We start from the raw sequence: 23,617 nt of genomic DNA on the forward strand, positions 1-23,617 counted from the left end.
TTTGCCGGCCGACGGTTCAAGAGGCAGACGTCACGTCCAGCGGACGAACGATCGCACCGGCGTTCATGATATCTGCCGGATCAAAGGCGGTCTTGATCCGGCGCATCGCAGCGATGCGGCCGACATCGCCATACCGCTCCAGAAGGTTCTTCTTGAAACGACCGACGCCGTGCTCTGCACTGAACGTGCCGCCGAGCGCCGCAGCCGTGTCGTAGAGTTGCAATGATAGGCTGCCTTCGATCCGCTTGGTGAACTCCAGCCGGTCGACATCGCGAGGAACGAGGACGTTGTAGTGCAGATTACCGTCGCCCACATGCCCGTAAACGGAGAGCTCAAGGTCGGCGTCATACGATCGCACCTGCGAGCCGGCCAGATCCAGGAAGCGCTGAATGGAGGAAAGCGGTACCGAGATATCGTGCTTGACCGATCCGTTCCGGCGCTTCTCGCCCTCGGGGATGGTCTCGCGGAGCCGCCACATCGCGGTCCGCTGCGATTCGCTCTGCGCCAGCAATGCATCTTCGATCCATCCGGACTCGATCGCCTCGGCCAGTACGGCTTCCATCAATTCGTCGAGATCGAGATGACGTGAGGAAGAGGCGAGCTCGACGAGGACGGCGCCTCCTGGGCCCGCTCCCAGGGATGGCGGGTCGGTCATTGCTTCGGTCGCGAGTGCGATCGATCGGGCCGCCATGAATTCGAAAGTGGTCAGCAGGTCCGCGGATTCGCGACGGACGAGGGCGAGAACCTCGGCGAGCGGCGCGACGCTCGCGAGCTTCAGCCATGCGGTTGCGCGGCGGGTCGGCAAGGGCGCAAGACGCAACACTGCGCCGGTGACGATGCCGAGAGTCCCCTCGCTTCCGACGAAGCACTGCTTGACGTCGTAGCCGGTATTGTTTTTCCGCAGCTTGCGCATGTCGGACACCACCGTGCCGTCCGCCAGCACCGCCTCGATCCCGAGCAGCAGATCGCGCGTCATCCCGTACCTGACCACCGACAGGCCGCCGGCGTTGGTGCCGATGTTGCCGCCGATTCGGCAACTGCCTTCCGCGCCGAGGCTGAGCGGGAACAGAAGTCCTGCCGCCGTCGCGGCGTCCTGTACGTTCTTCAGGATGACGCCGGCGTCGACAGAGATGCTCATGGAGACGGGATCGACTTCGCGAATCCTGTCCATCCGCTCAAGGCTCACGATGATTTGGCGTCCCGACGCGTCGGGCGTCGCACCGCCGCAGTAGCTGGTGTTGCCGCCCTGCGGAACGATTCCGATACCGTGATGCGCCGCCAGGCGCACTATGTCGGCGACCTGCTGCGTCGTCGCCGGCTTCAGCACGGCAAACGTTGTCCCCGTGAAGAGCCGGCGTTGGTCCGATGTGTAAGTGGCGATTCGCTCCGGGTCTTCAACGAAGCCTCCACTGCCCAGAAGGTCGCGAAAGGCTCGAACGTGTACTGACTGGGACATGCGCAGCTCCCGATTGGCATCGGGTCATTTTTGCGCATTTGTGCCGCATTGGTTGCCGTTGAGTGGTTCTTCCGAAGAAACCAATGCCAAATTATGGCGATTGTCGGCAGTTTACACCGCGCGCCGACCCACTTCATCGCGAGGCAAGTCCCGAACATCGCAAGGACTTGCAAGCAACCTCGCCGTTCGGGCTCGCGTCAATTGGTCGATGCCCGCAAGTGGCTTCGGCAGCCATGCCGAAGTGATGCTCGGTGCTCGCCTGTATTCTCGCGAGGACAACATGCTTCGCATCATCTCCGAGGTCGCGTCCCCGCCTGGCCGCTGCTCATGCCGATTAGACCGGGCGGCCGAGCTGTTCGGGATGATCCTCTCGCCGCGGTCGCATCCCGCCATAAAAATTCGCTATGGCGGCAGACCGCAGTCGTGCTTCCCCCGCGACCGGGCGTAAATCTATTTTTTACTGCCGGACGCAGCAAAAAATTCTAAGCGTCAGACCAAAAAGCCGGCGGACTTAGTGGGTGCACAAAAGTTGGCAGCAACGGAGCGGGGAAATGACGATTGATGTAAGCCGGCGGGGATTTTGCATCGGAACCGCCCTGATCGGACTTCAGGACATGTCCTCCCGTGCATTTGCTCGAACCGAGGACGGCACGGTCAAGCTCGGGCTCGTCGCGCCGATGAGCGGTCCGAATGCGCGGTACGGCGCGTTTTCGCTGCGCGGCGCCGAGATGGCGGCGAAAGAGATCAACGGCGCGGGCGGCGTGGGCGGGCGCAAGATCAAGGTCATGCCCGCGGACAGCCAGGGGACACCGGTCGAAGGTGTTTCGGCGACCCGGCGTCTGATCGATCAGGACCAGGTCGATTTCATCATTGGCGACGTTTCCAGCTCGGTTACGCTGGCCATGCAGCCGGTGGCCGAAGACGCTGGCGTCCTTCTCCTCAATGCGGCGTCGTCCAACCCGATGATCACCTACAAGGCGGGCGTCGGCGGCTTCAAATGGACCTATCGCAACTATCCGACGGACGAGAACCGGGCGCTGATCGTGCTCCAGTATGCCGCCGAGAAGAAGGGCTTCACCAAATACGCCGTTCTCTCGGTTGACACCGACTATGGGCGCGCGGCCATCGCCTTCACCAAGAAGTACCTGCCTCGCTTCAACAGCCAGATCCTGACTGAGGACTACTATAAGGAAGGTGAAGTCGACTTCCGCAGCGTGCTTTCCAAGATCCGCGATTCCGGCGCGCAGGCCATCATCATGTATGGCAACGCGGATTCGACTCCCATCGTAGGGCGCCAGATGATCGAAGTCGGGATCGCCGGCAAGATTCCGCTCGTCGGGAATGCCGAGTTCAATACGGCAAGCACCATCAAGGCGGCGCCGAAGGCGCTCGAAGGAGCCATCGAGGCTGCGGCCTGGCTTCCGGCGTTCGATTCCCCAAAGAGCAAGGCGTTCGTCGAGAAGTTCATCGCGGAGTACGGCGAGGCCCCCAACAATCACGCCTATGTGCATTGGGAGACGGTGCATCTGCTGGCCAAGGCGATCGAGCAAGCTCAAAGCATTGACCGTGAGAAGGTCCGGGCTGCACTCTCGGCAATTCACTATGACAGCGCGGTCGGCGAGGTGACCTTCGATGATCATAACCAGGCGCGCCTGCCCATGATCTTGCTGGAAGTCGAGAAGGGCAAGCCCGTGATCAAGGGCACCTTTGCAGGCGAGATCGACTATCCCAAATAGGCCCAAACGGAACGGTCAGGCGCATGTTCTACACGGTCGTCGAGCAGGTCATCAACGGAATCGTTTCCGGATCGGGCTATGCGATCGTTGCCGTCGGAATGACGATGATCTTCGGTGTGCTGCGGGCGATCAACTTCGCGCATGGCGAATACTACATGCTCGGCACCTTCGGGGCCTGGTTCGCCATCGACTATTTCGATCTGCCATATCCGGTCGCCGTCGTGATCGGCGTGGTCGCGACGGCGCTGATCGCTGTCGTCGTTGGCAATTTCGTGATGCAGCGGATCGTCGGAGCGCCGGCCGAAGCCGGGGTTCTTGCGACGCTCGGTGTCGCCTTGATCCTGCAAAATACGACCATTCTCGTCTTCGGCGGCAGCTACAAGTTCTTCTCGGGCGGCTATATCGAGCCGGTGAGCATCTTTGGATTCACACTGGCCGAGCAGCGGATCCTGATCCTGCTCGTCGGCCTGGTTGTGTTCGTCGGCCTCGAATTGATCGTCACCTATAGCCGCATGGGGAAGGCGATGCGCGCGGTGTCGCAGAACATCGAGTGCTGCGCCGTCGTCGGCATCGATGTTCGCCATATTGCGCTGTGGACCTTCATTCTCGGCGCCTCCCTTGCTGCTCTTTCGGGCGTTCTGACCGCGCCGGTGAACGTCAGTGTCTACGGCGGCATGGGCGAGCTCATCACGTTCAAGACGCTGCCCATTATCATCATGGGCGGGCTCGGTAACGTTCGCGGCACGTTCATCGCTGCGATGATCCTGGGTATCGCAGAAAGTCTGGTCGCGACCTATGTCGGCCTGCAGTTCCGGGACACCGTTGGGTTCGCCACCCTGATGCTCGTCTTGATGTGGCGTCCGCACGGGCTGTTCTCCGCCCAGGCGCGCTTCTAAGCGAGGTATCCAGAGTTGTCCGAGATCGCGCGAGGTCCGAACATGACACCAGCCGAGCTCCCATTGCCGACGACGGCGCGGGATCTTCGACTTCCGTTCGGTGTCGCGCTGATCGCGCTCGCCTGTATCGCACCGCTCTTTCTCGGAAACTATCCGCTGCACGCGCTGATCATCGCGCTGATCTTCCTGCTGCCCGCGCACGGCCTCAACCTGCTGCTCGGCTATACCGGGCTGCTCTCGCTCGCCCAGGCAGCATTCTTCGGCATCGGCGCCTATGCGTCCGCGCTGCTGGCGGTGCATTTCGGCACGCCGTTCTATGTGAACTTCCTGGCGGCCGGGATCGCCGCCGGCGCCATCGCGCTGCCGCTCGGCATTCCCGCACTTAGGCTGCGCGCCACATCCTTCGTGATGTGTACGCTGGGTTTCGTCATCATCGGTCAGGCCATTGCCAAGAACTGGATCAGCCTGACACGCGGCGACATGGGGCTCGCGGCCATTCCGAAACCTTATTTCGCGCTGGGGCCGGCCTCGTTCACGGTCTCTGGAACGGTGGGTTTCTATTATCTGGTCCTCGCCATCGCTGCGATTGCGACATTGGCTGTCTACCTCATCGTGCGGTCGCCGGCGGGCCGGAACATGATCGCCATTCGCGAGAACGAGACGCTGGCCGAGTCCGTCGGCATCCCGACTTGGCATTACAAGCTGCTGGTTTTCATGATCAGTGCCGCGTTTGCCGGCTTCGGTGGCAGCCTCTATGCGCATTACCTCACCGTGGTCAGCCCGCTCACCTTCCAGATGTACTATTCGACCACGATGCTGATCATCGTCCTCGGAGGAGGTGCCGGCACCATCTCAGGCGTCATCTTCGGCAGCCTGTTGTTCGTCGGCCTCACCGAAGCCCTTCGCGTTGCGCCCGAACTGCGCATGATCGCTTACGGCTTCTTCCTGTTCGGTCTCGTGTTCTGGTTCCCGAGTGGCTTCGCACCGCTGATCGGCCGCTTCTGGTCATTCCTGGAGAGGCGCAAATGACCGGCCTTCCCATCCTCGATATCTCCGGCCTCTGCAAATCCTACGGTGCCATCCGCGCGGTGGACGCCCTCGATCTCCATGTCGATCGCGGCGAGATCTGCGGGCTGATCGGTCCGAACGGCTCGGGCAAGTCGACCTTCTTCGATTGCGTGACCGGGCTTGCGAAACCCAACGGGGGAGCGGTGAAGCTCGATGGCCAGGACATCACGGGCTGGTCCTTGAACGACATCGCGCGCGAGGGCCGCATGCTGCGGTCTTTCCAGAAGACGGTCGTGTTCGGCGCGCTCGACATCGAGGAAAACCTCGTCATCGCGGGCCAGATGTTCACCTTTCCCGGCATCCTGTCGACGTTCGGGATCGGCGCGGCAGCCCGCAATCGCGTGGCGGCACTGCGGGAGCGGGCGCGGGAGCTGATTCAGATCGCGGGTCTGTGGGACGTGCGTTTCCAGCCCGCGGGCAAGCTGTCCGGCGGCCAGCAGAAGCTGATCCAGTTCGCCTCGATGCTCATGCCCGAGCCAAAGCTCATCCTGCTCGACGAGCCGATGGCCGGCATCAACCCCAAGCTCATCGAACGCGTCGTCGACAGCATCCGCCTTGCCAACACGTCTTTCGGCGTCAGCTTCCTGATCATCGAGCACAACATCGACGTGGTGACGAGCCTGTGTAGGCGCGTGGTCGTGCTCGACCAAGGGTGCAAGCTCGCGGAAGGCACGCCCGACGAGATTGTCCGGAACCAGGCGGTGCGGGAGGCCTATCTCGGTGGCTGAACCCTCTCTTTCGATCAAGGGACTGCGCGCGGGTTACGGCTTGCTCGACATCCTCAACGGCGTGGATCTCGACGTGCCCCAAGGCCAGTTCGTCGCCCTGATGGGACCGAACGGCGCCGGCAAGTCGACGCTGCTCAAGACGCTCTATGGCATGACGACGATCAAGGGCGGCAGCATCAACTGGCAGGGCAAGGACATCAGCGCCTACAAGTCCCGCGCGATTCTCGCCGAAGGCATCTCCTGGGTCCCGCAGGGACGCTGCAATTTCTCGCTCATGACGGTCGACGAGAATCTCCAGATGGCCGCCTACACTTTGCGCGATGCCAAAGTGAAGGCGGAGCGGGATTATGTCTACGACCTGTTTCCGATCCTGAAGACGCGCCGCAATACGCTGGCGGGAAACATGTCCGGTGGCGAGCAGCAATTGCTCGAGGTCGCGATGGCGGTGCTGCAGCGACCCAAGATCCTGCTGGTCGACGAGCCGTCGGTCGGGTTGTCGCCCACGGCCATCGGGAACGTCTTCGATGAGCTGCTGCGCATCAATGCTGCCGGCCAGACCATTCTGCTCGTCGAGCAGAACACCAAAAAGGCCATGGCGGTCGCCCAACGCGCCGTCATCCTCCGCCTCGGCAAGGTAATCTGGGACGGCCGGCCCGCGGATATCACGCACGACGAGTTGGGCGAATTGTTCCTGACCGGCCGCATGCGCGACGAAACCGACGTCGAACACTGACGTCATCTGCAACGCGAAGGACCACCAAAGTGACGATTTTCGTGCCCGCCGCGCGGGTCTCCCGCATCAAGATCTCACCGACCACCGCGGCGTCCGCGCGCGTTCGTGAACTGAAGGCAGCAGGTCGTGACATCATCGACATGGCGATCGGGGAGCCTGACTTCGACACCCCTGATAACGTCAAGGCCGCAGCGCACGATGCGATTGATCGCGGAGAGACGAAATATACCGCGGTGAACGGCACCGTCGCCCTGCGCAAGGCGATCATCGGCGATTACAAGCGGCGCCTTGGGCTCGACTATGCCGACAATGAGATTTGCGTCGGCGGCGGCGCCAAGCAGATTCTGTTCCTGGCGCTGATGGCAAGCGTGGAAGAGGGGACGGAGGTCATCATCCCGGCGCCGTACTGGGTGTCCTATCCCGACATGGTCATCGCCAACGACGGCAAGCCCGTCATCGTGCGCTGCTCCGAGAACCAGGGGTTCAAGCTGACGGCCGATGCGCTCGAGGCCGCCATTACGCCGCGGACGCGGTGGCTCATCCTCAATGCGCCGTCGAACCCGACGGGCGCGGCCTATTTGCGATCGGACCTGGAGGCGCTGGGCGCTGTTCTGCTGCGGCATCCCAACGTGCTCGTGCTATCCGACGATATCTACGACCAGATCTGGTATCGCGACGTACCCGCAACCACGCTGGCGGCCGCCGTGCCGGCATTGAAGGAGCGCATTCTCCTCACCAACGGCGTTTCCAAGACGTACGCGATGACCGGCTGGCGGATCGGCTATGCGGCGGGTCCTGCGCCGCTGGTTGCCGCAATCAACAAGCTGCAATCGCAGATGTCGTCATGTCCGTCGTCGATCAGTCAGGCCGCCGCAGCTCATGCGCTCACCAGCGATCAATCCTTCGTTCGCGAGAGCGTCAAGCTCTACAAGGAGCGGCGCGACTACGCCTGTGCGCGGCTGAACGCGATATCAGGCCTGTCGTGCCTCGTCCCGGATGGGGCTTTCTATCTTTACCCGGGCTGCGCCGGCGTGATCGGCAAGACGACGCCGGGCGGAAAGGTCATCGAGAACGATCTCGATTTCGTGCTGTACCTGCTCGATGACGTCGGTGTCGCTGCCGTGCAGGGTGCAGCCTACGGATTGTCACCCTATTTCCGCCTGTCGATCGCGACCTCGATGGAGGCGATCAAGGAAGCCTGCGACCGCATCGGGAAGGCCTGTAAGGCGCTACGCTGAACGCCTGGGGTCTTGCAAAGAATCTCATTGAAATCAACGACCTAGATAGAGGATATTGCCAACCCAGGTACATCGAGGGGCAGCGTTCCGCACACATGAGCGTCGATTTCAGGAAGCTGAAGAGCTTTGTCAAAGTCGTCGACGCCGGCAGCGTTTCGCGGGCGGCCGGTCTGTTGCGGACGGCGCAGCCCGCGCTCTCGCAGCAGATCGCCGCTCTCGAGAGTCATTTCAAGCACAAGCTGCTGCTGCGCAGCAATCAGGGCATCGTCCCGACCGAAGCCGGCCTCATTCTCTATCGTCATGCCCAACTTCTGCTGAAGCAGATCGAGCAGGCGCAGATCGACATCGATCAATCGACCAAGGCGCTGGCCGGACGCGTGTCGATCGGGCTTGCCACCTATTCGGCCTCCAGCACGCTGTCGCTGCCGCTGCTCAAGGAGATGTCCAGGCTCCATCCCCAGATCATCGTCCACATCAACGACAGTTTCGGCCACGTGCTGAGCGAGCTCATCATGACCGGCAAGATGGACATGGCCATGATCTACGGGTCCGGTCCGATCAAGGGCGTGAAACTCCAGCCGCTGTTCCGGGAGGAGCTGTATCTGGTGTCGCGCGCGGATCCGGCCGCGAAGAAATCCGTGGATGAGCCGCTCCAGCTTTCCGCGCTTGCCGACGTCAAGCTTCTGCTGCCGAGCCAGGGGCATTTTCTGCGCCGGCTGATCGATGAATCCCTGGCGCGGGCAAGGGTGACACCAAACGTCGTGTCTGAGATCGAGTCCGTCTCCGCGCTGGGCGCGGCGGTCACGGAGGGGCTCGGCTCCACCATCTTGCCGGCATCCGTCGCAGCGAGCGCATCGAGCTTTGCGGGTGTCGAAGTCCGGCGGCTCGTCCGCCCGGCGATTGAGGCCACCGTTTCGCTGTGCGTGTCCGATCATTTGCCGCTGTCGGAGCCGGCGCTTGCCACGCGAGCGGTGCTTCTGACCGTGGTCGAGAAGCTGATGCGAAACCATCCGCAGGGCATTCGGGCGGTCTAGCCTCAAATCCGGATCACTTCGAGGACGCGAGCACCACGTGCTTAAGGCGAATGTGCTTGCGTCCTTGAAGCCATAAACAAAACCTATGGCGGCAGACCGGAGTTGTGGTGGCCGGCCAAGGGCACATTTCCTACCCTCGAAATACGTGGAATCCGCAATCTCGACTCCATGCTTTGACCGTGCGTCGGCAGGGAAAATTCGACGGACCAGCGTCGTCTTGATGACGATCGCTTCGAGGAAAAAGATGGCTAAGCTTGGATTCGATACCGGTGGAACCTTCACCGATTTCGCGCTTCTCGACGACACCGGCGAATTGCATCTGCACAAGGTCCTGAGCACCCCGAACAACCCGGCCGAGGCCGTGGTTCGTGGTGTGTCCGAGCTGCTCGAGCAGTTCGGTGACGTTGTCGACCTCGACAAGCTCCAGGTGTTAGGCGCAACCACCGTCGTTACCAACGCAGTGCTCGAACGCAAGGGCGTCAAGACCGGCTTCATCTCGACATCCGGTTTTCAGGACATGCTGCGCATCCGCAATGAAGGACGTTACGATCTCTACGATCTGAACCTCAAATATCCGGATCCGCTGGTGACGCGCGCCGACAGTTATGGTGCGGTCGAGCGCATCTCGGCCGATGGCGACATCGTGACGGCGCTGAAGGAGGAAACGGTTCGCGAGATTGCCGGCCGGCTGCGCGACGACGGCATCAAGTCCGTCGCCGTCTGCCTGCTCCACGCCTACAAATATCCGACTCACGAGCAGCGCATCGCGGCGCTCTTGCGGGAAGAGAATCCCGACATCTTCGTCTCGCTGTCCTCCGAGGTGTGCCCGGAAGTTCGCGAGTTCGACCGCGCTTCGACCACGGTGGTCAACGCCTATACGCGCCCGCAGATGTCGGGCCACGTCGCGCATCTCGAGCGCGAATTCGCCGCCAAAGGCATTAATCGCCAGGTCCTGTGGATGACCTCGTCCGGTGGCCTCGTGCCGAGCCGCCGCGCCGCCGAGCTGCCCGTGCGCCTGATTGAATCGGGACCGGCGGCGGGCGCCGTCGCAGCGGCCGAGTTCGGCCGCATCGCGGGCGAGGGCAGCGTGCTGTCCTTCGACATGGGCGGCACCACTGCCAAGCTGTGCCTGATTCCAAATGGCGAGCCGACGGTCGGCACCGACCTCGAAGTCGCGCATTATCATCGTTTTCGCAAGGGCTCCGGCTTTCCACTAAAGATCCAGTCGATCCGCATGATCGAGATCGGTGCCGGCGGCGGCTCGATCGCCGCCAAGAACCCACTCGGCCTGCTCGATGTCGGACCGCGCTCGGCCGGCGCGCTTCCGGGCCCCGCTGCCTATCAGCGCGGCGGCACCGAGCCGACGGTGACCGACGCCGACATTCTGCTCGGCTATATGGGGACCGAATCCTTCGTCGGCGGCTCCTTCAAGGTGTCCAAGGATGCGGCCGAGGCGGCAATGGCCAAGCTCGCGGCTTCCCTCGACGTCAGCGTGCCGCGTTGCGCGTGGGGCATCCACGACCTCGTCAACGAGTCCATGAGCAAGGCGGCCGCGGTACATGCGACCGATCTCGGCGTCGATCCGCGCAGCCTGCCGATGGTGGCTTTCGGCGGTGCGGGTCCGGTGCACGCCTATGGCATCGCGCGCAAGCTTGGCATCAAGCGCGTGATCTGCCCGACCGGCGCCGGCGTCACATCGGCGATCGGGCTGCTCATCGCGCCGGTCGCGGTCGATCTGTCGGCAAGCTTTCCGATGAGGGTCGACAACTGGGATTTCGCCACCATGGATCGCCTGCTCGGCGACCTTGCGGCGCAGGGCGCAGAAGTCGTCATCGCAGCCGGTGTCGCACCGGAGACGATCACCAACACCTACACGGTCGACATGCGCCACGTCGGCCAGGGGCACGAGATCACGGTCGCCTTGCCGGATCGCAATCTTCCCGCAAAGCAATTCCTGGAGCAGCTGCTCGCCAATTTTTACAAGCTGTACCGCGAGCTGTTCGGCCGCACCGTTGCCGGTTCGTCGGTCGAGGTCATCACCTGGCGCCTGCGCTCCAGCGGCGAGAAGGATCAGGTCACGCGTCCGCACAGCAGGGAAGCTGCCCAGGCCAAGAACGGCTCGCGCCCGGTGTATTTCAACGAGCTCGGCGGGTACGCCGAGACGGCGGTCTACGACCACTACAAATTGCCTGTCGGCGAGGAAATCGAGGGACCGGCCATCGTCGAGCAGCGCGAGTCCACCGCGGTCGTCGGACCGAGCGGCAGGGCTCACGTCGATGCCCACGGCAATCTCGTCATCAACATCGCCTAGAGGAAGCCGCGCATGTCCGTGAATGCAGCCGATTTCAACGATCCGATCAACCTTCAAGTGATGTGGAATCGCCTGATCTTCATCGCCGACCAGGCCGACATCGTTCTCGGGCGCACGGCGTTCTCGCCGATCGTGCGCGAGAACCACGATTATGTGACCGTGCTGCTCGACAGCCGCGGCCGCGCGCTCGCCCAGTGCACCTGGTCTATCCCGGTGTTCATCACGTCGCTGCCGATGGCCGCGCAAAAATACTTTCTGCCGAAGTTTCCACCGGAAAGCCTGCAGGAGGGCGACGTCCTCGCCACCAACGATCCCGAGATCGGCACGGGTCATCTCCCCGACGTGACCATGATCACGCCGATATTCAGGAAGGGCAAGATCGTGGCCTATGCGGGCTCGATCGCCCATCTGCCCGATGTCGGCGGCCGCCCGTTGCACTCCGAGGCCAGCGACATCTTCGAGGAAGGCATTCGCTTTCCCATCGTGAAGCTGCACAAAGCAGGCGTTCTCAACAAGGACGTGCTGGATATCATCGCTGCGTCCGTTCGCCTCCCGACCGAAGTGATGGGCGACCTCGAATCCATGGTTGCTGCCAACAACGTCATGGGACGCGAGCTCGTGAAGTTCCTGGACGAGTATGATCTCGATGGCATCGACGAGCTCGCGGACGCCATCCATACGCGATCCGAAGCGCAGACGCGCAAGGCCATCAGGCAATGGCCGAACGGGACGTACTCAGCGGAAGTTCTGCTCGACGGGTACGACGCAGATGTGAAGCTCAAGGCGTCGGTTATCGTCCGCGACGACTCCATTCACGTCGACTATGCCGGCACCTCGGATCAGATCCTTCATTCGATCAATTGTCGCACCAACTATCGCTACGCCCATTCCGTCTATGCGCTGAAGTGCCTGCTCGACCCCGATACGCCCAACAACGAGGGCTGCATCACGCCGATCACCGATGAAGCCCCGCTCGGCTCCATCCTCAACCCGGAGCAGTGGACCGCCGGAAATTCGCGAAACCTGATCGGCCATGTGATTCCGTCGCTGATCTTCAAGGCGCTGGAGGGTGTCGTGCCTGGTCTCGTGATGGGCGATAGCGGCGGCGCGCCGATCTGGGCTGCGAACTGCGTCGGTCAGCGCGACGACGGCTCGCAATACAGCTCCGTCCAGAATTTTCACGGCGGACAGGGAGCTCGTGCCGCGTACGATGGTCTCGACACCCTGAGCTTTCCGTCCAACTGCAAGGTGACGGCGGTCGAAATGTTCGAAATTGCCGTGCCGGTGCTCACAGAATGCAAGGAGCTGATTCCGGATTCCGGCGGCGCGGGCAAGAGTCGTGGTGGCCTCGGCCAGCGCGTCGTGCTGCGCAACCGCGGACGTAATCCAATGAGCATTTATCTCGCTTCCGAGCGGGTGCGTCATCCCTGCTTCGGCGTCGTGGGCGGCCAATCCGGCAGCGCCGGCAAGGTGACCAGGAACGGCGAACCGCAGTTCCCCAAGGGCAAGGTCGTTCTCAGGACCGGCGATCGGCTGGAGGTCGAGACGCCCGGTGGCGGCGGATGGGGACAAACCAGTGAGCGTAGCCCTGCAGCGGTCGAACTCGATCTGGCCGAAGGGTTGATTACGCCAGCGGCAGCGAGGCAGACTTACGGCTATCGACGCTCAAGTCTGGCGGCGACCGCTGCCGAATAGAGGTACGGAATGGGCCTGCTCGACGGAAAGATCGCGCTCGTCACGGGCGCAGGGACGGGAATCGGCCGAGAGACCGCGATCCTCCTGGCCCAGGAGGGCGCGACGGTCGTCCTGACTGGCCGCCGGATCGCGCCGCTGGAGGAGGTTGTCGCGGCGATCGAGAAAGCAGGCGGCAAGGCCGTTGCCCGTGCGCTCGATGTCGCCTCACGGGAGGCGATCCTGGAGACGGTCGGCTGGGTCAAGAACAATCTCGGATCGGTCGACATCCTCGTGAACAACGCGGGCAGTGCCAGCAAGGTGCTGAACGCGCGCTTCATCAGCGAGGTCGAGTGGAACGCCACGGTGAACGTCAATCTCACCGCGGTGTTCAACCTGACCCAGGCCGTGCTGGAGGACATGATCGCCAGGAGGGAGGGTACGATCATCACCGTCTCCTCGTTGGCGGTCGTCAACCCGAACCTGCTTGGTGGTGCCGCTTACGGTGCGGCCAAGGCCGGCGTTAAGAACTTCATGACCTTCCTGCACAACACCTATCGCAACCAGGGCATTCGCGCGACGACGATCCTGCCGGGAGAGACCGACACGCCGATCATGAATAATCGCGCGCGACCGCCGGCGGATAGCGAACGTGCTGTGATGCTCAATCCGCACGACGTCGCGCGCGCGGTGCTGCTCTGCGCCAGCCTGCAAAAGGGCGCCGTGATCCCCGAACTGCACATCTGCCCGACCTTCATGCGCGATACCTCCGCAGACATCGAGACGGCCCGGTGGGTCGGTGCGCCGGAAGGCCTGAAAGACCAGCCGAAGCGTTAGAAAGGATCTCCCATGAACGGCGCCAAACTGCGCGAGCGTCTTGCCAAGGGCGAGGCGGTCACCATGCTCACGCCCCACCATGCTTCGTCGGGACTGGCGGTGCGCCTGGTCGAGCTTGGCGCAGATGCCATCTTCGTCGATTGCGAGCACGGTACCTGGAGCTTCGAGGATGTGCGCGCCGCCGCGCAGGCCATTCGCGGGGCGGGTGGAGCGGCCATCGTTCGCCCGCACTCCCACGAGCGGCCACTCCTGATCCGCTATCTCAACGCCGGCGCCGACGGTCTCATGGTTCCTATGGTGGATACCGCAGACCAGGCGCGCGCCATCGTCGACGCCGTCCGCTACGCCTGTCCCGCCGACCATGAGAAGCGATTGATCATCGCGATGATCGAGACGCCGAAAGCGATCGATGACATCGATGAGCTGCTCGCGGTGGATGGGATCGACGTGTTCTTCATCGGACCCGGCGATCTGTCCCAGAACATGGGATATCCGCCGGCGCCTCCGTTCGGCCAGTCCCGGCCCCAAGCTGTGATCGAGCGCGTGGGATTTGCCGTGAAGAAGATTCGCGCCGCAGGCAAGATCGCGGGCACGCTGGTGACCTCCGACGAGCTGCCGTCCTGGCTGGAGCAGGGCGTGCGGTATTTCTACATTCATTCCGATCCGTTCCTTCGCGTCGGCCTTGCCGGCGTGAAGAAGCTGCTCGGCCGATAGCCGCGTCCATCGCCGCGCTGAAGAAGGTCTCCCTTGCCATTTGAATTGTTCAACCTCGCCGGCAGGCGCGCGCTCGTCACGGGATCCTCGCAAGGCATCGGATCTTTTTCCGGCAATCGCGCAAGGCGTTGCGCGCCTTAAGCGACCGGCCTCTCCCAAACCTTCGTTCGTACGGCCCACGCCTTGAACTGTTGAGCGCGGAGCGCATCGAATTCAGCGCGGCATGCTTCGCCGAAGCTCCGGAGAACATCAGCAGAGCCGGTTTCAAACATCTCGCGAACGCTCTCGCTCGTCAGCGATATTCCGGGTTGGAGCAGGGTATCGATAATCCGCCTGAGGGCCTGTTCAGCAGCAGAAAGCACCGCCGGCGAGGAAATGATCCTCATTCGGCTCAGTTTCTCGTACAGGACCACTATCGACGCAATGTCGGGCTTGTCATGTTGGAGCGCATCCACGTAAGACTTGGACGCCGCCTCGACAAATTCCTTATAGAGATCTTGCCTTCGCAGTCTGTCCTGGACAAACCATTGAGCACGCAGCTGCTTCTGTTGTGCGACCCACGAGCCCAGGAAAGACATTGCTCCCCCGATCGCGGCTCCGCCAAGGCCGGCCGCTGCGGAAACCAAGGTCCCATCCATCGCTTCACCTCAAAGCCAAAATCGATCTACACACGGTGTTCAGCCGTGCGCCTTGCAAGTGGCACGACAGACAAGGATCGCACTCCTTGCGCGCCATGTATTAGGACGCCTTCGATATCGGCGGTTGCCGATGGTCCGGTATTGAATGACGCGTAATGTCCCGACCGGAACTCAGGGCGTCGATAGGCGTGATGGAGATTTGGAACGATGTCGGCGGGATCAAGCAGAACGATGATGTGCTGCGCGAGATATGCCAAGGCATTGACTTCCAGATCGCGCTCGCTCAGGAGAACCGAGCCGGTCTCAGCAACGGCAAAGGAAGCGCGCACGATTGCGAAATCGACATCCGCCAGGTCGACAGGCGAATAGACGTCCGCAAGGTCGCGATTGCCTGCAAGCTCCGGCACCACCGAGCAAACGACTTTCGCCGTGCCAATTTTGTCGCGCGCCGCCTGGAGCTCGTCCCCGCCGACTGGCGGATCGAGGAATATGCCGCCCATGCGCTCCAAACTTGTCTTGAATGTTGCCAGAAGGGCCACGGGCTCGGGCGGATCGAACAAGGGAACGACGGGTAGCGGCCGCTCGGCTTTAGGACGGTTGGTTCGAATGGCGGCAAGAATGTCTTCCCGGCTGCTCATTTTTTCTCTCCCCGGTTTATACGATACCAACTGTGGAACGTTTGCTTGGGCGCATGCGGGATTTCGCGGCCCTTGCCCCAGGCATTGAGACCATTGTAGATCACGAACCGTGGAAGATGGGGCAGCACCGCATCGGCTGCGGCAATCGCAGCGCGGTAGGCTGCCGGACGCGACAGCAACTCGCCCGCGGCTTTCATGGCGGCCTTCTTGACGAACGGCACCTCGTGCTGCTTCACGAGCTCTCGCCGCCAGGCGTAGATTTGCTCGTGGATGTTGATCTTCACGGGGCGGACGTTGGTACAACTACCGTTCAGCGTGGATGCGAACGGCAGGTTGCTGTATTTGCGCGCATTGAAGGTCGGGTCGATGATGAGCCCGATCGGCCCCGAATAGGTCGCGCCGTAGCTCAGGCCGCCACTGCGCCGGTAGACCGGGCAGGTGTTCATGCAGGCTCCGCAGCGGATGCACTTCAGTGAGGTCCAGAATTCCTCCAGTCCGAGGCGCGCGGACCGGCCATTGTCCACCAGGACCACGTGCATCTCGCCGCCCCGCCGCGGCCCTCGAAAGTGTGACGTATACTGGGTGATCGGCGACCCGAGCGCGCTGCGCGACAGCATCCGTACGAAAACGGCGAGATGCTCCAGCCGGGGTATCGTCTTCTCGATCCCGATCGAGGCGATGTGCAGTTTCGGCGCGTTGGCCGAGAGATCGGCGTTTCCCTCATTGGTGCAGACGACGACACTGCCGGTCTCTGCAACGGCAAAGTTGCAACCGGTCATGCCGGCGTCCGCCGCCAGGATCAAGGGCCGCGTCGCCTCGCGCTGCGCCTCGGCCAGATAATGCACGTCACTATTGTTCGGATCCGTCCCGATGGTCTTCGCAAACACGTCGGCCACGTCGCATCTTGTGGACCGCCGGAACGACCACGTGGCTTGGGTCTTCGTTGTCGAGTTGCTAGATGCGCTCGCCGAGATCGGTCTCGATCACCTCGATGCCGACCGAGGCCATATAGTGCCGGAATCCACTCCTCTGTCAGCATCGACTTGCTTTTGATCAGTGACTTGGCACCGTGGTCCCTGAGAATGCCGTGAACGATCTTGTTGTGCTCAACCGCGTCCCGGGCCCAGTGCACATAGACGCCATTCGCGCGTGCGTTTGCCTCGAACTGCTCCAGATATTCGTCGAGATGGGTCAGCGTGTGCTCCTTGATCGCCGACGCGAGCGAGCGCAGTTCTTCCCACTCCGGCATGTGCTCCATTTCCCGGTCGCGCTTCTGTCGGAGGTCCCACAGCCGCTCGTCGTGCATCTTCTCGTGCTGAGGTGCCGCGATGAACCGCGCGGCCGCTTCGGCCTGATCCACCGGACGGTTGCCGTGAATCTTCGCCCCGCGCGGCTGACGCTCGGCGCTTGGTCGCAGCGGCTTGGAGCTGCCCTCGGCATGGTCCAGGCGACGCCCGTCGCGATAGATCGCGTCCTGATCGTCCCGCGCGAGCAACTCGGGATGCAGCATCCCACAGTCACCAGTGGTCGGTTCTGTCTTGGTGCTCATGCGCTCGCTCCGTTCAGGATCTGCGCGATATGAATGAATTTGAGCGGGATCCCGATCCGCTCGGCGCAGCCCCTCTGATGCATCAGACAGGAGGAGTCGGCCGAAACGATGTATTCGGCTCCGGCTCGCGCGTGATCGCTCACTTTATCGTAACCCATCTTCGTCGAAACGGCTTCCTCGAATACCGAAAAGGTGCCGCCGAACCCGCAGCACTCGTCCGGCCGTGCCGGGGCCGCGAATTGGATGCCCTCGACCTTGGAGAGCAGATCAAGCGGCTTGGAGAAGAACGGCTCGCGCAGTTCGGAGGGTTTTGCGTGCTTGAGCTGTCGCAGCGTGCCGCAGCTGTTATGCAAGCCAACGCGATGCGGAAACCGCGCCCAGGGAAAAGCTTCGGCCTTTTGGATGTCATGCAGGAACTCGACAAGTTCGTAGGTGCGCTGTCGGAGCGCCTTCACTTCCTCTGTCTGCTCAATCGCATCGAAGTCGTTCCGCACGTGATGGACACAGCTGCCGGACGGAGCGACGACGTAGTCAAACTCCGAGAAATTGCGCACGAACAGCGCTTCGGTGTCGGCGCACTCGGCGTTGAAGCCGCTGTTGGCCATCGGCTGGCCGCAGCAGGTCTGGTCGCGTGGATAGACGACCTCATGACCGAAGCGCTCGAGCAGCTCCAGAGTGGCAATACCGACCTCCGGAAAGAAGGCGTCGATAAAGCAGGGTACAAACAGTCCGATCTGCATCTTCAACTCCCTTCGGTTCAGTAATGTCCTGCTGACGGCTTAACTCTGCCGCGGAAGACGATGTAGTTGATCATTGTGTAGATCAGCATCAGCGGAAACACGAAGACGCCCGCCCAGAACATGAAAGCCAGGCTCGAGGCGGGTGCGGCCGCGTCCTCGATCCGGATCGAGAACGGAAATCATGTACGGCCAGAACGAAATCGCGAGCGTCAGGAAGGCGGTCGCAAAGACGATTGAGGCTGCATAGAAGGGCTCCGCATGTGGCGCCCGCTTGCGTAGCAGCGCGGTGAGCGCTCCAGGGTCGGACTTCGCCTTCCCCTCGAACAAGACCTGACCTACTTCGTTGACAACGCATACTGAAGTTTCTTTTTGCGAGACCTCCAGCCCAACATACTGTTTCATAGCCCCCTCCGGTTCAAAAGATTGCGAAGGCCTGAAGATAGCGGATCTTTCGTGCCGCGAGCGCCGACCGCAATTACGTCATCGTCTGCAATATTTGCGCGCCGATTGACACCCTGGTCCGTTCTTGATGAGGAGCGGGCCGGTAACGCTCGTAAATGAGCCCCCCGCGTTCATGGTCGCCAACGTGACGGGGCAAAGAACTTTTGTTCCATGCTCATTGCAGGGGTCTACCCATCGATCTTCGACGTAGGCGTGGTACGCAGGGGAGGTAGCGAGTATTATTTTCGATTATTGTTGACGTTCGAGCGCGCGTCTCATGCGTCGGCGACCAATCACCTGATCCGCGCGCGGTGGGGATGCCGCGTGCGTTCCCTAGTGACGTTGCGGCTCACAGGCGTTCGAGTACGCGTGCGACCTGCGTCTCGGTCCATGAGTTCTTGCCGCGTGCGGTTGCAATGCCTTTCTTGGTAAGACCGGTTGCAATCGCCTTCAGCTCGTTGCGCCGCTGGCCCGCAGCTCCGCAATAATTGGCGTGATATCCGCTGCCTTGCCGCCGCGCGCTCACGTTGCACCTCGATAGCAGCTTACAGGCCCTTGCGGTTGGCCTCACGCCGCGATCTCCACCGAGTTTCACCCTGCGCCGCTTCGCCGCCGCCAGCGCGTCCTTGGTGCGCTTGCTGATCATGCCAGCCTCTAGCTCGGCAACGGCCACCATTTGCTGTAAGGGAAGCGGCCGGTCGCACCTTCGATCTTCGGCAGATCGGCAAAGCGCGCATCAACGCCAGCTTCGAGCAGCCGCGACAGGAAAGCAACCGAGCGCGTGAGCCAATCCACCTTGCTGACGATGAGCGGTGGGCGATGCAACCGGGCCGCAGCCGATGCCTTCTCCAATGCGGGGCGGCCGGATTTGCGACCGCTCTCTATCTCGGAGAACTCGCCAACGATCTGCCAATCGCCGCCGTCCAGATAGGTTTTGACGGCCTGCCGCTGCGCGTCAAGGCCAAAGCCGCTTCTGCCTTGCCGCGCCGTACTGACCCGGTAGTAGGCGACGAATTTACCGCTGTTCGGTGCCATAACATCCCTTTCACCTGAGATTGAACGACGGCGTAAGGACCGCGTCAGCCATTACGCCTTACCTTCAGCAATCGTATTCACCCAGGCTGACACGATGACGCGGGATAGCTTCTACTTTCTCGTTGCGCTCGCGGGGGTCGCAATCGTGTTCGGTTGGCTGCTTTTCGTGATATGCGCTGAATGAGCGGAGCGATTGAACGGCAACGGTCACCGCTTGCCTTTCAGTCGTTATCTCCACGGATGTCCTTAGCGCTCTGCCACTCCTGCGATGGTTCAATCGTCTCAACCTGAGACGATTGAAAGCGAGCGCTCATATCATCCCCTCACGCACGCTTACGCTGCCACCGCTTCTTCGGGTTGAAGCGCCCTCCAGTTGGTGGCCTCACCGACTTCAAAAGCCCCGTCGCATCACAGTGACGGCCATCACTGATGGCGAACGCTTCGGGAGCGATAAGGGGGTGTCAGGCCGCGACGGCGAAGATGATCTGCTGGGACGGACCAGCGTGGAGGGAATGGAGATTGGCATGGCTTCTCGGGTTGGGATTGCTTCCGAGGATTTTCGGAAACAAGTGATGGGATACGGGCTGACGACGGCAAGTATCCTCTATCGGCTGCCGGATCATCGCTCGCTGCTGCAGACCTATGTCTGGCAGAATTACGATCTGTTTCCGAAATTTCCGGCGCTGCAGGATTTCCTCGCCTTCTGGCGGGAGAAGCTCGACGGCCCCTTGTTCTCGGTCACCGTGGCGCATTCCAGGCTGATCAAGCCGGCTGAACTGCGCGCCGTCGATGGCGTGTTCAGGTTGCATTGAGCAAGTGGTGGCCAAAGGCGCGCGCAAGCTGGAGATATGAAGCGTCTGATGATTTCAGCACTCGTGTTCATCGCTCTGCTCGCTGCTGGGACCGGCCTGTTCCGTTCGCACGCGCTCCTGATCGATGCGCCGGCTCATGAAGCAGGCAAAATCGTTGGCTCCTCAGCAACGGTCTGCTTTGCTGACGCAGGCTATCGATGCCCTCGCACTGGACCTGATCAAGGGTCGCGATGCGGCTCCCTCGGCACCGTTGTGATCCCTGAGCGCTTAATGTCGTCTGCGATACCCCGCGCCGGGGCGTCACTGGATACTCCGCTTTCGGAAGTATGACGGCCATTAGGGGCCATGCTTGACCGTCCTCCGGCCGCTCGTCATAGTTCCCGTAAAGGCGAGCCAATGAGACTCGTCTTCGCCGGGAGAAGACGATGCGCAAATTGTTGGCTGTCCTCGCGGGGGCGCTGATCCCTGTCGTTTCGCTCATGCCCGCCGCCCTCGCGCAATCGACCTGCGTCACCCAGAACATGGCCGTTCCCCCCGGCGCCAACACCTCTGACAAGACGGCTCCCTTCTTCATCGACGCCACAGGCCTCGATTTCAAGACGGCGCCACCCACGCGCGATCCGTCCAACCCGAACTATCCGCGCGCAACCGAGCTTTCCGACGGCACGCTGCCGCCGGCCGGCGCTGAGGGCAACTTCATCATCGGCCCGACGCATGCGCCCGCGCCTGAGACGGTGGCGAAGGAGGGCGTGCCGCGCGGCAAGGTTACGTCGTTCACCCTCTCGTCGAAAGACAGCGTGATCTACAACCCCGGCCTGATCCGCGACGATGTGGCGGGCTGCGGCAACAGCTCGATCATGATCGCGACGACGGCGCCGGGCGACAAGTCAAACATGATCGTCACAACCAGCCATCCCGGCACCTGGACGCGCACGATCGAGGTTTATGTCCCGGCGCAATATGTGTCCGGCACGGAGGCGCCGTTCATCGTGCTGGGTGACGGTGGCTCGATGGCCTGGAAGGACATGAACACCACCCTCGACAATCTGATCGCGCAGCGCCGCGTGCCGCCGATGGTCTCGATTCAGATCGGCAATGGCGGGCAGGACGCGCAGGGTGCCCAGCGCGGGCGCGAATACGACACGGTGTCGGGGACCTATGCGCAGTTTGTCGAGCGCGAGGTGTTGCCGCTGGTCGAGCAGAATGCCGGCGTAGAACTCACCAAGAACCCCGAGGGCCGCGCGACCATGGGACTAAGCTCGAGCGGCACGGCGGCCTTCACCATGGCGTGGTTTCATCCTGAACTCTATCATCGGGTGCTGGCCTATTCGCCGACGATGGTGAACCAACAATGGCCGTACAATCCGGCGCTGCGCGGCGGCGCGTGGGAATATCACAGCCCATGGGCGGGGCCCGCCGGTCCCAACCTCACCGTCAAGGCGGGTGTGCTCACGCCGTCGGAGCCGCCCGGCGTGCCACTGATCCCCAGCGCGCCCACCAAGCCGATCCGTTACTGGTTCGAGATGGGCGATCAGGACCTGTTCTATCCCAACCCGACGATCCCCGATGGCATGCACGACTGGACGCTGTCCGCCGAATTGATGGCTAAGGTGCTGGCGGAGAAGGGCTACCACTACCAGTTCCTGTTCGCGCGCAACGCCAAGCATGTCGACCGCTCGACGGTTGCGCAAACCCTGCCGGCGGCGCTAGAGTGGTTGTGGAAGGGCTATCCGAATCCCTGACGACGGCAACAGCGCTTACGTTGGTCATCACCCGCGAAAGAAAGTCGCCTCAGGCGCTCCGCCGTCTTTCACTCCAGGCCCGCGCGGAGGCGATGGGTAACTCAAAGCCAACCCAAGACGGTTTGATATGGGTCTGCGCTATCGCTAGAGAATTGTATTTGTCTTTTATCTGCATCGCGAACGCTGCGGCTTGTTCGTCCCTTTGTCTCAGCTCCTTCGGAAGCGAACGCCATTCGCGAATAATCTCGCGCCGGGCATTCACCTGGTTCATTTTGGTGCCTTCACCTTCAGCCCCGATTCGACAAGTCGGTGCCTTTATTCCGATACATGAGCGATCTTGTTTTTTAAATGATGCGTCTCGTAATCGCGGCGGAGTTGGCTCAACGAAGTCTCATTGAGTTGAGGCATTACCTCACTTAGTAGCGCGGTTTCCGGATACCCGGCGGCAAAACCTTGTCCATAAATTTTACGCAGCGTGCGGACAAGGGTGTTTCCGTGTTTGCTGCTGATTTCGCCATCCTTGTTGCGGTGCCGATTGTCGAGACCCTTGCTCATGCAGCTCTCCATTGTGCCCACAGCCCAGAGCATCCTCCCGCCGGGGCCGAATGGCAACTAAACTACGCTCGCGAAAGTACCCGCGCCGACTTCTCGGGAGGGGCCATTCAAGGCGAAATGGGTTGGCCACGGTTGCTTTGACCAATTGCATGACGGCGGTCGGTTTTGATCAGTGCTTCGCACCCTGCCTGACTGCTCGGGTTACTCGGTTCGATGGCAGTGGCGTTGCTATTCGTTGCGAGGCCGAGGTCCCGATACGATCCGCTTGACCCGCGCTTTGGAAGCTGCGTCCCGCCGATCAACATGTCGAAAGCAATTGACCACGAATTTCCTCTGACGAGCATTCTCACTACTGATATCTGCGCGTGTCCGCGCCGCGAACGCCGATATCTCTCGCCCCGTAGTCGCCTCTCTGCCGAACGGCTTCGGCATGCGCGGATTCTAGGTCGCGTTCGCCAAGACCGGGGTCCATAGGACGGGTGCTGGTATGGCGCCGGCCGGTGACGCGGTCCCAATTCGTTCGAAGTTCTGCCTTCAGATTGAAGTATTCCGTCATATCGCTTTCAAAAAGAACGGCAGCCGACTAGCTGCCCTGTGGTGCGTACAAAACACCCGTGCACGCGTCGGCATGGCAAACCGCGCCAACGGCTTGCCAAACTGTTTGTTCGCGTTAGATCGTCCGCAGAATGGCCCCTAACCACCTTCCTCCAGTCCGTTTCGAGGAGCGATCAGTTTCCAACTAACAAGCCGTTCAACCGGTCCCGCTCCGCGAGCCCATTTCATATGAACAATCGGGTGCTGCCGTTCTTCGAAGAGCCGCCTCTTCGAGGTGGCTGGATTGGATGAGGTACCTGGATTGGATGATGTGTGCCACCGTCTGGCACGCGCTCTCTCTTCGGCCTCCCGCACCCGGCTTCGAAGATCGCGAAGTTCAGAAATACGTTCGGCCAATTCGTGGACGCTTCGAAGCAAAGCCTCAGGAGAAAAACTTTGGCTACAACTACTCACAGAAAAGCTCCTAGCAAAATAGATTGACGAAGGGGCC

21 protein-coding genes and 2 pseudogenes are annotated in these 23,617 nt (G+C 61.7%); 13 read left to right on the top strand and 10 right to left on the bottom strand.

What is annotated here, in order from left to right; genetic code table 11:
- Positions 1-16 precede the first annotated feature (16 nt).
- A complete protein-coding gene (locus tag SO139_RS21300) occupies positions 17-1,456 on the bottom strand; it encodes an FAD-binding oxidoreductase (RefSeq protein WP_449378932.1) in 1,440 nt (479 codons plus the stop codon).
- Positions 1,457-2,007: 551 nt separating this feature from the next.
- Here SO139_RS21300 and SO139_RS21305 point away from each other — a divergent pair.
- The 11 genes from SO139_RS21305 to SO139_RS21355 all read left to right on the top strand — a co-directional run bounded on the left by SO139_RS21305 (position 2,008) and on the right by SO139_RS21355 (position 14,422).
- The gene (locus tag SO139_RS21305) at positions 2,008-3,192 is read left to right on the top strand and encodes an ABC transporter substrate-binding protein (RefSeq protein WP_449378931.1); all 1,185 of its coding nucleotides are present in this window, start codon (positions 2,008-2,010) and stop codon (positions 3,190-3,192) included.
- A 23-nt stretch (positions 3,193-3,215) separates the two neighbouring features.
- Entirely contained in the window at positions 3,216-4,088 is an 873-nt protein-coding gene (locus SO139_RS21310) for a branched-chain amino acid ABC transporter permease (RefSeq protein WP_498540543.1), read from the top strand.
- A gap of 42 nt (positions 4,089-4,130) precedes the next feature.
- Positions 4,131-5,117: a branched-chain amino acid ABC transporter permease gene (locus SO139_RS21315; protein ID WP_449378929.1), complete on the top strand. Its 987-nt coding sequence runs from the start codon at positions 4,131-4,133 to the stop codon at positions 5,115-5,117.
- Entirely contained in the window at positions 5,114-5,884 is a 771-nt protein-coding gene (locus SO139_RS21320; RefSeq protein WP_449378928.1) for an ABC transporter ATP-binding protein, read from the top strand. Before SO139_RS21315 ends, SO139_RS21320 begins: the two co-directional genes overlap by 4 nt.
- Positions 5,877-6,617 (top strand): branched-chain amino acid ABC transporter ATP-binding protein, encoded by a 741-nt coding sequence (locus SO139_RS21325; RefSeq protein WP_449378927.1) that lies wholly within the window; start codon positions 5,877-5,879, stop codon positions 6,615-6,617. The genes SO139_RS21320 and SO139_RS21325 overlap by 8 nt, the downstream gene beginning before the upstream one ends.
- Positions 6,618-6,646: 29 nt before the next feature.
- The gene (locus tag SO139_RS21330) at positions 6,647-7,855 is read left to right on the top strand and encodes an aspartate transaminase (RefSeq protein WP_449378926.1); all 1,209 of its coding nucleotides are present in this window, start codon (positions 6,647-6,649) and stop codon (positions 7,853-7,855) included.
- Between the two features lie 95 nt (positions 7,856-7,950).
- Entirely contained in the window at positions 7,951-8,889 is a 939-nt protein-coding gene (gene nac / locus SO139_RS21335; protein WP_449378925.1) for a nitrogen assimilation transcriptional regulator NAC, read from the top strand.
- 244 nt (positions 8,890-9,133) lie between these two features.
- Complete coding sequence (locus SO139_RS21340; RefSeq protein ID WP_449378924.1) at positions 9,134-11,200, top strand: hydantoinase/oxoprolinase family protein; 2,067 nt, start codon at positions 9,134-9,136, stop codon at positions 11,198-11,200.
- Positions 11,201-11,212: 12 nt separating this feature from the next.
- A complete protein-coding gene (locus SO139_RS21345; protein ID WP_449378923.1) occupies positions 11,213-12,895 on the top strand; it encodes a hydantoinase B/oxoprolinase family protein in 1,683 nt (560 codons plus the stop codon).
- 9 nt (positions 12,896-12,904) lie between these two features.
- Positions 12,905-13,708 (top strand): SDR family NAD(P)-dependent oxidoreductase, encoded by an 804-nt coding sequence (locus SO139_RS21350; RefSeq protein WP_449378922.1) that lies wholly within the window; start codon positions 12,905-12,907, stop codon positions 13,706-13,708.
- 12 nt (positions 13,709-13,720) lie between these two features.
- Positions 13,721-14,422, top strand: a complete 702-nt coding sequence (locus tag SO139_RS21355) for an HpcH/HpaI aldolase family protein (protein WP_449378921.1) — start codon at positions 13,721-13,723, stop codon at positions 14,420-14,422.
- Between the two features lie 137 nt (positions 14,423-14,559).
- On the opposite strand, the gene SO139_RS21360 is transcribed toward SO139_RS21355, so the two are convergent.
- From SO139_RS21360 to SO139_RS21390, 7 genes and pseudogenes are all read right to left on the bottom strand, one after another.
- Positions 14,560-15,060: a hypothetical protein gene (locus SO139_RS21360; RefSeq protein WP_449378920.1), complete on the bottom strand. Its 501-nt coding sequence runs from the start codon at positions 15,058-15,060 to the stop codon at positions 14,560-14,562.
- A 26-nt stretch (positions 15,061-15,086) separates the two neighbouring features.
- Complete coding sequence (locus SO139_RS21365; RefSeq protein WP_449378919.1) at positions 15,087-15,698, bottom strand: LutC/YkgG family protein; 612 nt, start codon at positions 15,696-15,698, stop codon at positions 15,087-15,089.
- Positions 15,695-17,208, bottom strand: a pseudogene (locus SO139_RS21370) (lactate utilization protein B). Before SO139_RS21370 ends, SO139_RS21365 begins: the two are co-directional and overlap by 4 nt.
- 35 nt (positions 17,209-17,243) lie before the next feature.
- Positions 17,244-17,987 carry a (Fe-S)-binding protein gene (locus tag SO139_RS21375; RefSeq protein WP_449378918.1) on the bottom strand — a complete coding sequence of 248 codons (744 nt, stop codon included), beginning with the start codon at positions 17,985-17,987 and terminating at the stop codon, positions 17,244-17,246.
- Between the two features lie 252 nt (positions 17,988-18,239).
- Positions 18,240-18,389, bottom strand: a pseudogene (locus SO139_RS21380) (IS110 family RNA-guided transposase); the annotation flags it as partial.
- 388 nt (positions 18,390-18,777) lie between these two features.
- Entirely contained in the window at positions 18,778-19,074 is a 297-nt protein-coding gene (locus SO139_RS21385) for a hypothetical protein (protein ID WP_449378917.1), read from the bottom strand.
- 8 nt (positions 19,075-19,082) lie between these two features.
- Positions 19,083-19,463, bottom strand: coding sequence for a recombinase family protein (locus SO139_RS21390; protein ID WP_449378916.1), 381 nt, complete (start codon positions 19,461-19,463; stop codon positions 19,083-19,085).
- A gap of 524 nt (positions 19,464-19,987) precedes the next feature.
- Between SO139_RS21390 and SO139_RS21395 the strand changes: the two genes are divergently transcribed.
- Together SO139_RS21395 and SO139_RS21400 are read left to right on the top strand one after the other, a co-directional pair.
- The gene (locus tag SO139_RS21395; RefSeq protein WP_449378915.1) at positions 19,988-20,275 is read left to right on the top strand and encodes an usg protein; all 288 of its coding nucleotides are present in this window, start codon (positions 19,988-19,990) and stop codon (positions 20,273-20,275) included.
- Positions 20,276-20,700: 425 nt separating this feature from the next.
- Complete coding sequence (locus tag SO139_RS21400) at positions 20,701-22,017, top strand: alpha/beta hydrolase (protein WP_449378914.1); 1,317 nt, start codon at positions 20,701-20,703, stop codon at positions 22,015-22,017.
- Positions 22,018-22,066: 49 nt separating this feature from the next.
- On the opposite strand, the gene SO139_RS21405 is transcribed toward SO139_RS21400, so the two are convergent.
- Entirely contained in the window at positions 22,067-22,288 is a 222-nt protein-coding gene (locus SO139_RS21405) for a hypothetical protein (protein ID WP_449378913.1), read from the bottom strand.
- A 44-nt stretch (positions 22,289-22,332) separates the two neighbouring features.
- Complete coding sequence (locus tag SO139_RS21410) at positions 22,333-22,572, bottom strand: hypothetical protein (protein ID WP_449378912.1); 240 nt, start codon at positions 22,570-22,572, stop codon at positions 22,333-22,335.
- Positions 22,573-23,617 lie beyond the last annotated feature (1,045 nt).

It is taken from the genome of Bradyrhizobium sp. UFLA05-89, assembly GCF_059803475.1.

Coding starts and splice junctions, on each gene's coding strand:
- SO139_RS21300 (WP_449378932.1), bottom strand. CDS start 1,456: ATGTCCCAGTCAGTACACGTTCGAGCCTTTCGCGACCTTCTGGGCAGT.
- SO139_RS21305 (WP_449378931.1), top strand. CDS start 2,008: ATGACGATTGATGTAAGCCGGCGGGGATTTTGCATCGGAACCGCCCTG.
- SO139_RS21310 (WP_498540543.1), top strand. CDS start 3,216: ATGTTCTACACGGTCGTCGAGCAGGTCATCAACGGAATCGTTTCCGGA.
- SO139_RS21315 (WP_449378929.1), top strand. CDS start 4,131: ATGACACCAGCCGAGCTCCCATTGCCGACGACGGCGCGGGATCTTCGA.
- SO139_RS21320 (WP_449378928.1), top strand. CDS start 5,114: ATGACCGGCCTTCCCATCCTCGATATCTCCGGCCTCTGCAAATCCTAC.
- nac (WP_449378925.1), top strand. CDS start 7,951: ATGAGCGTCGATTTCAGGAAGCTGAAGAGCTTTGTCAAAGTCGTCGAC.
- SO139_RS21340 (WP_449378924.1), top strand. CDS start 9,134: ATGGCTAAGCTTGGATTCGATACCGGTGGAACCTTCACCGATTTCGCG.
- SO139_RS21345 (WP_449378923.1), top strand. CDS start 11,213: ATGTCCGTGAATGCAGCCGATTTCAACGATCCGATCAACCTTCAAGTG.
- SO139_RS21350 (WP_449378922.1), top strand. CDS start 12,905: ATGGGCCTGCTCGACGGAAAGATCGCGCTCGTCACGGGCGCAGGGACG.
- SO139_RS21355 (WP_449378921.1), top strand. CDS start 13,721: ATGAACGGCGCCAAACTGCGCGAGCGTCTTGCCAAGGGCGAGGCGGTC.
- SO139_RS21360 (WP_449378920.1), bottom strand. CDS start 15,060: ATGGATGGGACCTTGGTTTCCGCAGCGGCCGGCCTTGGCGGAGCCGCG.
- SO139_RS21365 (WP_449378919.1), bottom strand. CDS start 15,698: ATGAGCAGCCGGGAAGACATTCTTGCCGCCATTCGAACCAACCGTCCT.
- SO139_RS21375 (WP_449378918.1), bottom strand. CDS start 17,987: ATGCAGATCGGACTGTTTGTACCCTGCTTTATCGACGCCTTCTTTCCG.
- SO139_RS21385 (WP_449378917.1), bottom strand. CDS start 19,074: ATGATCAGCAAGCGCACCAAGGACGCGCTGGCGGCGGCGAAGCGGCGC.
- SO139_RS21390 (WP_449378916.1), bottom strand. CDS start 19,463: ATGGCACCGAACAGCGGTAAATTCGTCGCCTACTACCGGGTCAGTACG.
- SO139_RS21395 (WP_449378915.1), top strand. CDS start 19,988: ATGGCTTCTCGGGTTGGGATTGCTTCCGAGGATTTTCGGAAACAAGTG.
- SO139_RS21400 (WP_449378914.1), top strand. CDS start 20,701: ATGCGCAAATTGTTGGCTGTCCTCGCGGGGGCGCTGATCCCTGTCGTT.
- SO139_RS21405 (WP_449378913.1), bottom strand. CDS start 22,288: ATGAACCAGGTGAATGCCCGGCGCGAGATTATTCGCGAATGGCGTTCG.
- SO139_RS21410 (WP_449378912.1), bottom strand. CDS start 22,572: ATGAGCAAGGGTCTCGACAATCGGCACCGCAACAAGGATGGCGAAATC.